10 protein-coding genes are annotated in these 11,086 nt (G+C 70.9%); all 10 read left to right on the forward strand.

Annotated elements, in window-relative coordinates:
• Window positions 1–82 precede the first annotated feature (82 nt).
• Window positions 83–3,571: a transcription-repair coupling factor gene (mfd, locus tag C1J01_RS40545; RefSeq protein WP_111184375.1), complete on the forward strand. Its 3,489-nt coding sequence runs from the start codon at window positions 83–85 to the stop codon at window positions 3,569–3,571.
• 30 nt (window positions 3,572–3,601) lie between these two features.
• The gene (locus tag C1J01_RS40550) at window positions 3,602–4,192 is read left to right on the forward strand and encodes a SurA N-terminal domain-containing protein (protein WP_146615899.1); all 591 of its coding nucleotides are present in this window, start codon (window positions 3,602–3,604) and stop codon (window positions 4,190–4,192) included.
• A 2-nt stretch (window positions 4,193–4,194) separates the two neighbouring features.
• Complete coding sequence (locus C1J01_RS40555; protein ID WP_111184367.1) at window positions 4,195–5,139, forward strand: nucleoside triphosphate pyrophosphohydrolase; 945 nt, start codon at window positions 4,195–4,197, stop codon at window positions 5,137–5,139.
• 76 nt (window positions 5,140–5,215) lie between these two features.
• Entirely contained in the window at window positions 5,216–6,493 is a 1,278-nt protein-coding gene (gene eno / locus C1J01_RS40560; RefSeq protein ID WP_111184368.1) for a phosphopyruvate hydratase, read from the forward strand.
• A gap of 160 nt (window positions 6,494–6,653) precedes the next feature.
• Entirely contained in the window at window positions 6,654–7,073 is a 420-nt protein-coding gene (locus C1J01_RS40565) for an FtsB family cell division protein (RefSeq protein WP_111184369.1), read from the forward strand.
• Window positions 7,063–7,551: a DUF501 domain-containing protein gene (locus C1J01_RS40570; RefSeq protein ID WP_111184370.1), complete on the forward strand. Its 489-nt coding sequence runs from the start codon at window positions 7,063–7,065 to the stop codon at window positions 7,549–7,551. The genes C1J01_RS40565 and C1J01_RS40570 overlap by 11 nt, the downstream gene beginning before the upstream one ends.
• Complete coding sequence (locus C1J01_RS40575; RefSeq protein WP_111184371.1) at window positions 7,542–8,489, forward strand: Ppx/GppA phosphatase family protein; 948 nt, start codon at window positions 7,542–7,544, stop codon at window positions 8,487–8,489. Before C1J01_RS40570 ends, C1J01_RS40575 begins: the two co-directional genes overlap by 10 nt.
• Window positions 8,490–8,717: 228 nt before the next feature.
• Entirely contained in the window at window positions 8,718–9,827 is a 1,110-nt protein-coding gene (locus C1J01_RS40580) for a hypothetical protein (protein WP_111184372.1), read from the forward strand.
• Between the two features lie 100 nt (window positions 9,828–9,927).
• Entirely contained in the window at window positions 9,928–10,251 is a 324-nt protein-coding gene (locus tag C1J01_RS40585; RefSeq protein ID WP_111184373.1) for a PadR family transcriptional regulator, read from the forward strand.
• Window positions 10,248–11,086, forward strand: an 839-nt coding sequence (locus C1J01_RS40590) for an HAAS signaling domain-containing protein (protein ID WP_111184374.1), incomplete at its 3' end; no start/stop codon positions are given. The genes C1J01_RS40585 and C1J01_RS40590, both read left to right, overlap by 4 nt.

Raw genomic sequence — 11,086 nt, forward strand, 5'->3', positions numbered from 1 at the left:
CGAGTACTCTGGGGGAAGACCCCCGCGACCTGACCCGGCCGGGGGTAGTCGTGTTGCCGTCGTGGGGCTGTGGGCGTATCTGATGAGTCTTTCCGGGCTACTTGACCTTGTTCGCGCCGACCCGAAGCTGACCGCCGCTCTCGAAGAGGGCGGCGACGTCGCGCTCGTCGCGCCGTCCGCGCTGCGGCCGTTCGGCGTGGCCGCGCTGGCCGCGCACGACCAGCGCACCGTGCTCGCGGTGACCGCGACCGGGCGCGAGGCGGAGGACCTCGCCGCCGCGCTGACCAGTCTGATCGAGCCCGGCTCCGTCGCGGTGTTCCCGGCCTGGGAGACGCTGCCGCACGAGCGGCTCTCGCCGCGCAGCGACACCGTGGGCCAGCGGCTGGCGGTGTTGCGGCGCCTGGCCCACCCGGTCAAGGGCGACGCCGCCGCCGGGCCGCTCAGCGTGATCGTCGCCCCGGTCAGGGCGTTGCTGCAGCCGATCGTCAAGGGCCTCGGCGACCTGGAGCCGATCCGGCTGCGGGCCGGTGACGAGGCCGACCTCGACGACGTGGTCGACAAGCTGGTCGAAAACGGCTACCACCGGGTCGACATGGTGGAGAAGCGCGGCGAGGTGGCCGTCAGGGGCGGCCTGCTCGACGTGTTCCCGCCGACCGAGGAGCACCCGCTGCGGCTGGAGTTCTGGGGCGACACGGTCGAGGAGATCCGCTGGTTCAAGGTGGCCGACCAGCGCTCGCTGGAGGCGGCCGAGGACGGCCTGTTCGCGCCGCCGTGCCGCGAGCTGCTGCTGACCGGCGAGGTCAGGGCCAGGGCACGGGAGCTGGCCGACGAATACCCGGCGCTGGCCGAGGTGCTCGACCAGCTCGCCGAGGGCGCGCCGGTCGAGGGCATGGAGGCGTTCGCGCCCGTGCTGGCGGGGGAGATGGACCTGCTGATCGACCATCTGCCGGCCAGGTCGGCGGTGTTCGTCTGCGACCCCGAGCGGATCAGGGGCCGGGCCGAGGAACTCGTCCGCACCTCGCAGGAGTTCCTGGAGGCGTCCTGGATCAACGCGGCGGCCGGCGGTGAGGCGCCGATCGACCTGGGGGCGGCGGCGTTCCGCACCCTCGACGAGATTCGCGAGCACGCCGGCGCGCTCGGTCAGCCGTGGTGGACGATGGCGCCGTTCGGCGGCGGGGTGGAGCTCGACGCGCAGGACTCCGAGGCCTACCGCGGCGACACGGCGCGGGCGCTGGCCGACATCAAGGGCTGGCTGACCGAGGGCAAGGCGGTCGTGCTGCTCAGCGAGGGCCACGGCCCGGCCGAGCGCATGGCCGAGGTGCTCAAGGGCGTCGACGTCCCCGCCCGCCTGCAGAGCCATCTGGACAAGACGCCCGAGCCGAAGGTCGTCCACGTCTCGACCGGTCTGATCGAGCACGGCTTCGTGACGCCGGGCCTCGCCGTCCTGACCCATCTGGACCTGGTGGGGCAGAAGGCGTCGACGAAGGACATGCGCCGCCTGCCGTCGCGCCGGCGCAACATGGTCGACCCGCTCCAGCTCAAGGTCGGCGACCACGTGGTGCACGAGCAGCACGGCGTCGGCCGCTACGTCGAGATGGTGCAGCGCACGGTGCAGGGCGCGACGCGCGAGTACCTGGTCATCGAGTACGCCAAGGGCGACCGCCTCTACGTGCCGACCGACCAGCTCGACGAGGTCACCCGCTACGTCGGCGGCGAGGCGCCCACGCTCAACCGCATGGGCGGCGCCGACTGGGCCAAGGCCAAGTCGCGGGCCAAGAAGGCGGTCAAGGAGATCGCCGGCGAGCTGATCCGCCTCTACTCCGCCCGCATGGCCTCCCCGGGTCACGCGTTCGGCGCCGACTCGCCGTGGCAGCGCGAGATGGAGGACGCCTTCCCGTACGCCGAGACGCCCGACCAGCTGGAGGCGATCGACGAGGTCAAGCGCGACATGGAGCGCGGCGTCCCGATGGACCGGCTGATCTGCGGCGACGTCGGCTACGGCAAGACCGAGATCGCGGTGCGGGCGGCGTTCAAGGCGGTGCAGGACGGCAAGCAGGTCGCGGTGCTGGTGCCGACGACGCTGCTGGTGCAGCAGCACATGTCCACCTTCGCCGAGCGGTTCTCCAGCTTCCCGATCGCGATCAAGCCGGTCTCGCGCTTCCAGACCGACGGCGAGATCAAGGGCACCATCGAAGGGCTCAGGTCGGGCGCGGTCGACGTGGTGATCGGCACCCACCGGCTGCTCAGCCCGGAGGTCAGGTTCAAGGACCTCGGGCTGATCATCATCGACGAGGAGCAGCGGTTCGGCGTCGAGCACAAGGAGGCGATGAAGCACCTGCGCACGCAGGTCGACGTGCTCGCCATGTCCGCCACGCCGATCCCGCGCACGCTGGAGATGGGTCTGACCGGCATCCGCGAGATGTCCACGATCCTCACGCCGCCGGAGGAGCGCCACCCGATCCTGACGTTCGTGGGGCCGTACGAGGAGAAGCAGATCGCGGCGGCGGTCCGGCGCGAGCTGATGCGCGACGGCCAGATCTTCTTCGTGCACAACCGGGTGGCCTCGATCAACCGGGTCGCCGCGCGGCTGCGCGAGCTGGTGCCCGAGGCGCGCATCGCGGTGGCCCACGGCCAGATGAACGAGCACCAGCTCGAGAAGATCATGGTCGGCTTCTGGGAACGCGAGTACGACCTGCTCGTCTCCACCACGATCGTCGAGTCGGGTCTCGACGTGCCCAACGCCAACACGCTGATCGTCGACCGCGCCGACAACTACGGCCTGTCGCAGCTCCACCAGCTGCGCGGCCGGGTCGGGCGAGGCAGGGAGCGCGGGTACGCGTACTTCCTGTATCCGCCGGAGAAGCCGCTGACCGAGACCGCGCACGAGCGGCTGGCCACCATCTCGCAGCACACCGAGATGGGCGCCGGCATGTACGTCGCGATGAAGGACTTGGAGATCCGCGGCGCGGGCAACGTGCTGGGCGCCGAGCAGTCCGGTTTCATCGCGGGCGTCGGCTTCGACCTGTACGTCCGGCTGATGGCCGAGGCCGTGCAGGAGCAGCGGGCCAAGCTGTCCGGCGAGGAGGTGCGCGAGGAGCAGCCCGACGTCAAGGTGGAGCTGCCGATCAACGCGCACATCCCGCACGACTACGTCACCTCCGAGCGGCTGCGGCTGGAGGCGTACAAGCGGATCGCCGCCATCGCCACGACCGACGACATCGGCGAGGTGCGCGACGAGCTGACCGACCGCTACGGCAGGCCGCCGGCCGAGGTGGAGAACCTCCTGGAGGTCGCGCGGTTCCGCATCAAGGCGCGGGCGGCCGGCCTCACCGACGTCACGCTGCAGGGACAGAACATCAAGTTCGGCCCCGCCCGGCTGAAGGAGTCGCAGCAGGTCCGGCTCGACCGGCTGTACAAGAAGGCGATATACAAGCAGGCGGCGGAGACGCTGCTGGTGCCGGTGCCCAAGACCAAGCCGCTGGGCGGTCAGCCCCTGCGCGATCTCGAGTTGCTCAAATGGTGCGGCGACCTGGTCGAGGCGATGTTCCTCGAGCCCGCCCGGGTAAGCTAGCGGCGGTTTTCGGGTCGGAAAGGGACTTACGTGAAGTCGATACGAGTGGCCGTGGCCGCCGCCGCGGTGGCCATGGCACTGACCGCCTGCTCCTCTCCCATGCAGGCCGGGGCCGCGGCCGTGGTCGGGAAGGAGCGCATCTCGACGAGTGAGCTCAACGAGGACACGCAGGCCTATCTCGCCGCGCTGAAGCGGGCCAACCTGGACGAGTCGGCGCTCGGCGGCGTCCCGGCCACCCAGGTCGTGCTGCAGCGGCTGGTCAACGTGAGCGTGTCCCGGCAGCTCGTCGAGCGCTACAACGTGCAGGTGAGCGAGTCGGAGGTCGACGCCGCGCTGCGCGATCCGGGCCAGTTCGAGTCGCCCGAGATCAACCTGCTGGCCAACGGCGTCACGCCGAGCGACGCCCGCGACTACGGCCGGGCGATCGTCGGCCTGTCGAAGCTGCAGCAGCAGTTCGGCGGCCAGGCCGGGCAGCAGCGCCTGACCCAGGAGTTCATCTCGATCAGGCCGGTCTTCAGCCCCCGCTACGGCGAGCTCAACCCGCAGCGTACGCAGGAGAACCCCGCGCTGTTCGTCGACACCGGCAGGTTCGGCAAGATCACCCAGCAGGCGCAGGGCTGACCGTGCCGCTGATCGTCGTCACCACCTCGCCGAGGGTCGCACCGGGCCTGCTGAGCCACCAGGCCTGGCAGGCGCTGCGCTCGGGGCCGGTCCTCACCGCCTCGGCCGCCCACCGGCAGCTGCCCTACCTGGCCGAGGCCGGGGTCGAGGCCGAGGTGGTCGAGCCCGACCCGCGGGGGCTGGCCGCGCGCGCGGTCGCCGAGACCGTGGTGTGGCTGGCGTCGGAGTCCGAGGCCGACGACGAGGCGTTCATGCGAGCGGTGGGACACGCCGCGCTCGCGCTCGACGAGCCGCCGGTGATCGAGGTCGTGCCCGGTTCGTACGACCTGCCCGGCGGGCGGGTGCTCGACCTGGTGGCGGTGATGGACCGGCTGCGCACCGAGTGCCCGTGGGATCGTAAGCAGACCCACGAGTCGCTGGTCCCGTACCTGCTCGAAGAGGCGTACGAGGTGCTCGAGACGATCGAGCAGGGCGACCACGAGGCGCTGCGCGAGGAGCTGGGCGACCTGCTGCTGCAGGTGGTCTTCCACGCGCGGGTGGCCGAGGGGTTCGACGTCGACGACGTGGCGGCCGGCATCGTCGACAAGCTCGTGCGCCGTCATCCCCACGTGTTCGGCTCGGTGCGGGCCGAGAGCGCCGACGAGGTCAACGACAACTGGGAGGCCATCAAGGCGGCCGAGCGGGCGTCCAAGGGCCGCGAGTCGGTGCTGGAGGGCGTGCCGATGGGGCAGCCGGCGTTGTCGCTGGCGGCCCAGCTGCTGCGCAGGGCCGAGCGGGCCGGGGCGCCGGAGTCGCTGGCGGCCGCGGTCGGGCAGGGCGTCGCACGCGAGTTGTTCGACCTCGTACGCCGCGCCGCCGAGGCCGGGGTCGACGCCGAGGCGGAGCTGCGGGCGGCGGCGCGCGCCTACCGGGATCGTGTCCGCACCTGGGAGTCGTCGGCCGGGTGAGGCGCGCCGCACCCGCGCGCGGGCCTACCGATAGGCTCTGAAGGCATATTGCCTGATCGAATTAGGAGCGCATCCCGTGGCTACCATCGAGGTCGTATACGCTCGCGAGATCCTCGACTCCCGGGGCAACCCCACGGTGGAGGTCGAGGTCGTGCTCGACGACGGCAGCAGCGGCCGGGCGGCCGTGCCGAGCGGTGCGTCCACCGGCCAGTTCGAGGCCGTCGAGCTGCGTGACGGCGGCAAGCGTTACGGCGGCAAGGGCGTGGAGAAAGCCGTCCTCGCCGTGACCGACGAGATCTTCGAGGAGATCAACGGCATCGAGGCCGAGGACCAGCGCATCATCGACCAGATCATGATCGACCTCGACCGCACGCCCAACAAGTCGAAGCTCGGCGCCAACGCCATCCTGGGCGTCTCGCTGGCCGTGGCCAAGGCCGCCGCCGACAGCGCCGACCTGCCGCTCTTCCGCTACCTCGGCGGGCCCAACGCCCACGTGCTGCCCGTGCCGATGATGAACATCCTCAACGGCGGCGCCCACGCCGACACCAACGTCGACATCCAGGAGTTCATGATCGCGCCGATCGGGGCGGAGACGTTCCGCGAGGCCGTGCGCATGGGCACCGAGGTCTACCACGCGCTCAAGAGCGTGCTGAAGGAGAAGGGCTACGCCACGGGCCTGGGCGACGAGGGCGGCTTCGCGCCCAACCTGCCGTCCAACCGCGACGCGCTCGACCTCATCCTGGTCGCCGTCGAGCGGGCCGGCTACGTGCCGGGCGAGGACGTCGCGCTGGCCCTCGACGTGGCCGCCTCCGAGTTCCACAAGGACGGCGTCTACACCATCGACGGCAAGGGCCTGTCGGCGCAGGAGCTCATCGCCTTCTACGAGGACCTGGTCGCCAACTACCCGCTGGTCTCCATCGAGGACCCGCTCGACGAGGAGGACTGGGAGGGCTGGAAGGCGATCACCGCCTCGCTCGGCGCCAAGGTGCAGCTCGTCGGCGACGACCTGTTCGTCACCAACCCCGAGCGGCTGGAGCGCGGCATCAAGGAGGGCGCGGCCAACGCCCTGCTGGTCAAGGTCAACCAGATCGGCACGCTGTCGGAGACGCTCGACGCGGTCGACCTGGCCCACCGCAGCGGCTACCGGTGCATGATGAGCCACCGTTCCGGCGAGACCGAGGACACGACGATCGCCGACCTCGCGGTGGCGGTCAACTGCGGCCAGATCAAGACCGGCGCGCCCGCCCGTTCCGACCGGGTGGCGAAGTACAACCAGTTGCTGCGCATCGAGGAGCTTCTCGACGACGCCGCCCGTTACGCGGGCCGCGCCGCGTTCCCCCGTTTCCGCCGCTAGTCTCCCAGTACGGTTCCCCCAGGCGACGGTAAGCGAGGGAGCTGCCGTCGCCTGGAGGAGCGGCGGGAGCGAAGCGACCAGAGCGGGGGAAGGTGACGGATCGGGGGCGACGGAGCCGGCCTCGCGGAGCGAGGCCTATGAGCAGGGAGGGGTGTCGCCTATGGGGACGAAGAGGCCGCAGCTCACCGGGCGGGCCGCCATCCTGGCGATCGTGGTCTGCGCGATCGCGATGAGCCTGGCCTACCCGGTGCGCGAGTACATCAGCCTGCGCCGCAGCATCGCCGAGCTGCGCGCGGAGAAGGCCAGGGTGGAGGCCGAGCGGCAGGAGCTGCTGGCCCGCGACCGGCAGAGCGACGACCCCAACTGGATCAAGAAGACGGCCAAGGAACGGCTCCACTACTGCGGCCCCGGCGAGAAGTGCTACGTGGTGATGGAGCCGCACCAGGGCAAGGAACAGACGGCCGTGAAGCAGCCGGCGGCGGTGCCGCCGTGGTACCAGACGCTCTGGGAGTCCGTGGAGGCCGCCGACAAGGGCACCGGACGCAGGGCGGTCACCGGGAAGGAGAGCGTTGGACGGTAAGGACGTCGAGATCGTGCAGAAGCAGCTCGGGCGTCCGCCCCGAGGGCTGCGCGGGGTGGCCCACCGCTGCCCGTGCGGCAACCCCGACGTGGTGGAGACCGCGCCGCGGCTGCCCGACGGCTCGCCGTTCCCGACGCTCTACTACCTGACGTGCCCCAAGGCGGCCTCGGCCATCGGCACGCTGGAGGGCTCGGGCCTGATGCGGGAGATGCAGGCGCGCCTGGCCGACGATCCCGACCTGGCGGCGGCCTACCGGGCCGCCCACGACGACTACGTCGCGCGGCGCGACAGGGCCGCCGAGGAGGGGGGCCTGGAGCCGCTGCCGCGCGACATGCAGAGCACGGGAGGCATGCCGGAGCGGGTCAAGTGCCTGCACGCGCTCGTGGCGCACGAGCTCGCGGTGCCCGGCGCCAACCCGTTCGGCCGGGAGGCGCTCGACGCCCTCCCCGACTGGTGGAGTGACGGACCATGCGTGTAGCCGCCATCGACTGCGGCACCAATTCCGTACGTCTGCTCGTCGCCGACGTGCACGAGGACGAGATCGTCGACGTCGACCGGCGGATGGAGATCGTCCGCCTGGGTCAGGGCGTCGACCGTACCGGCAGGCTGGCGCCCGACGCACTGGAGCGGACGTTCAAGGCGATGCGCTCCTACCGGGAGCTGATCGACCGGCACGGCGCGGCCGCGACCAGGGTGGTGGCGACGAGCGCGACGCGCGACGCGGCCAACCGCGAGGAGTTCACCGCGGGCGTACGCGAGATCTTCGGGGTGGAGCCGGAGGTCGTGACGGGGGCCGAGGAGGCGGAGCTGTCGTTCACGGGCGCCACCAAGGGCCTGGTGCGGCTGTCGCCGGAGACCGAGGTGCCGCAGGGGCCGCTGCCGCCGTTCCTGGTGGTGGACATCGGCGGCGGGTCCACGGAGTTCGTGCTCGGCTCCGAGCACGCGCAGGCGGCGCTGTCGGTGGACATCGGCTGCGTCCGCCTCACCGAGCGTCACCTGCGCGAGGCCGGCGACCCGCCGTCCGCGCGCGCCCTGGAGGCGGTGGTGGCCGACATCGAGGCCGCGCTCGACCGCGTGGAGGCCGAGGTGCCGGTACGCCGGGCGCACACGCTCGTGGGCCTGGCGGGCTCGGTCACGACGGTCGCGGGCATCGCGCTCGACCTGCCGTCCTATGACCCGGAGCGCATCCACCACTCGCGGATCTCGGCCGAGCAGGTGCACGACGTGACACGGCGGCTGCTGGCGATGACCCACCGTGAGCGTGCCGACCTGCCCGTGATGCATCCGGGCCGCGTCGATGTGATCGGGGTGGGATCGCTCATTTTGGACCGCATAGTACGCCGTTTCGGGTTTTCGCAGGTCGTGGTGAGTGAACACGACATTTTGGACGGAATCGCCTGGTCTATTGCCCGATAGGTAGCGAAAAATCCGGACATTTCTCCTGTCGCGATCGTGTTGAGTGCCCAATCAGTATTGTGATTAGGTAAAGATGCATTACGGGGGCTTTGCCATATAGCTGTGCGCGGAAGGCGCCGGCGTGGCGACCGTTCCCGAGCGCGTCTTTTCCCTCACGGAATGGAGCACTCTCACATGGTTTCTGCTGGATTAGCTCGTAAGGCCGCCGCATTCGGTGCGTCGGCGGCGGTGCTCGCCACCCTGTCCGCGGGCCTGGTCGCCGGTCCCGCGCAGGCGGCGACCGCCGGCAAGGCGCCGAAGGTCTCGGTGTCCGCGCCGAAGGCCACGCCAGGGAAGTTCGAAGGGTCATGTCCGGCCAAGGTCGACTTCTCGGCCAAGATCAAGGTACCGGTCAAGGGCAAGACGGAGCTGGCCTACCGCTGGCTCCACGGTGACGGGTCCAAGAGCAAGGTCCACACGGTCAAGCTCAAGGGCAAGGGCGTCAAGACGGTGACGGTCAAGCAGTCCATCACCTTCGACGAGGACGTCAAGGGCTGGGAGGCCATCCAGATCCTCGGCCCGAAGAAGGTCACCTCCAAGAAGGGCTACTTCTCCGTCTCCTGCCAGGAGCCGCTGAAGGAGGTCCGCACGCACCTCGACGTGTCGGTCAAGGCCCGTGCCTGGGCCACCCCAAGCTCGTACGCCGGCCGCTGCACCCCCGGCAACAAGATCGGCTTCGTCGGCCTGATCGAGGCCGACCGCCCGACGTGGGTGCGTTACCGCTGGCTGCTCAACGGTGACGCGGTCGACTACGGCAAGGTCAAGGTCCACGACGCCCGCAAGGTGGGCTTCGCCTTCTCGCCGCGGCACAGCGAGCGTGGCTGGGCGCAGCTGCAGATCCTGGGCCCCGACGGCTCGTACTCGAACCGGGCCGGCTACAAGGTCTGGTGCAAGGACTACACCCCGCACAAGCCCGAGGGTCACGGCACCAAGGTGTCCGCCTCGGCCTCGGTGAGCGTGGACGACAACTGCGCCGTCAAGGCGAGCGGCTTCGTCTCCGCGACCGGCGCGGGCAAGGTGTCGTACACCTGGCGGGTGAACGGCAGCCCGATCGGCGGCGGTGAGGTCTACTTCGGCCGCGGTGGCGGCACGAAGAGCGTCAACGGGGTCGCCACCACGGTGAGCGGCGAGGCCGTCAAGGGCGGCACCGTCACCCTGTCGGTGACCGGCCCGAACAACAGCAGCTCCGACAGCGAGAGCTACCGGTCCTGCGGGGTCACGACGCAGGTCGAGAAGCCGGCCGAGACGCTGAAGGTGGAGGCGACTCCGACGCCTTCGGCTTCCACTCCGGCCGCCTGAACGGCGCGACGCTGATCACCTGAACCGGGTGGTGCCCTCGGGCGCCGCCCGGTTCTCTTTTTGTTGCCACTATTACGCAAAGCGCAGTAGTGTGCTTGGCGTGGATAGCAGTCAGCTGCTCAAAGGCGTGCTCGACCTCGCCGTGCTGGCCGTGCTCAAGGAGCGCGACGGCTACGGCTACGACGTGGTGCGCAGGCTCCGGGAGGCCGGGCTCGACGAGGTCGGCGACGCCTCCGTCTACGGCACGCTGCGCCGCCTGTTCAAGGCGGGCGCGCTGACCTCCTACGTGGTGGCCTCCGACGAGGGGCCGCACCGCAAGTACTACGGGCTCAACGACGTCGGCCGCGGCATGTACGCCTCCTCGGCCCGGACGTGGGCCGAATTCTCGGCCACCATGGCATCCCTGCTCAAGGAGGCAGAATGACCCCCGACCAGTACGCCCAGGCCGTGCGCGCCGCCCTGGCCGACCACCCGGAGCGGGAGGAGCTGCTGGAGGATCTCGACGAGCACCTCGCCGAGATCGCCGCCGAGACCGGCGAGTCGCTGGAGTCCCGGCTCGGCCCGCCGGAGGCCTACGCCGAGGAGCTGGCGGCCGCGTACGGCGAGCGTCCCCAGCGGGAGCGCCGGCGCCGGGCCGACCCGCGCGGGTGGGCCGTGGGGGCGCACACCCGGCTGATGGCGCAGGCGCCGTACCGCTCTTTCGCAGGCTTCCTGCCGGAGCTGCGGCCGGGATGGTGGGTGCTGCGCGGTTACCTGCTGGCCATGGTGCTGTTGCTGATCACCGACAACGGCGGTCTCGTCCCCGGTGACGTCGTGGGCTGGGTGGTGGTGGCGGTCGCGGTCTGGGCCTCGGTGTGGTTCGGCCGGCGCGGCGCTCGCGGGTGGCGCGCCGGCCGCGCGGTGGCGCTGGCGGCCAACGCGCTGGCCGTGCTCGCCCTGATCGCGGCCCTCGACCTCGCGGCGTCGGCCGGCGACACGACGCGGGTGGCCGCCCGCCCCGAGGTGTGGGTGCGCAACGCGTCGTCCGACGGCGTCTACAACATCAAGCCGTACGCCAAGGACGGCACCCCGCTGACCGACGTCTACCTCTACGACCAGGACGGCAACCCGCTCATCACCCACCCGGAGCGCTACGGCTACCGGGTCGACCGCTCGTGCGGCGAGCCGCTGCTCAACCGCTACCCGCTGCCCCTGATCGACGAGCGGGCCGTGCCCCGCGACCGCCGGGGCATGCCGAGCCCGGTGCCGTCGGCGTGCCC

The organism is Nonomuraea aridisoli, from assembly GCF_003236395.1.
Lineage (GTDB): Bacteria > Actinomycetota > Actinomycetes > Streptosporangiales > Streptosporangiaceae > Nonomuraea > Nonomuraea aridisoli.

Bases quoted from the DNA above. Each gene is read 5' to 3' on its own strand.
- mfd (WP_111184375.1), top strand. From the start codon at position 83: ATGAGTCTTTCCGGGCTACTTGACCTTGTTCGCGCCGACCCGAAGCTG.
- C1J01_RS40565 (WP_111184369.1), top strand. From the start codon at position 6,654: ATGGGGACGAAGAGGCCGCAGCTCACCGGGCGGGCCGCCATCCTGGCG.
- C1J01_RS40575 (WP_111184371.1), top strand. From the start codon at position 7,542: ATGCGTGTAGCCGCCATCGACTGCGGCACCAATTCCGTACGTCTGCTC.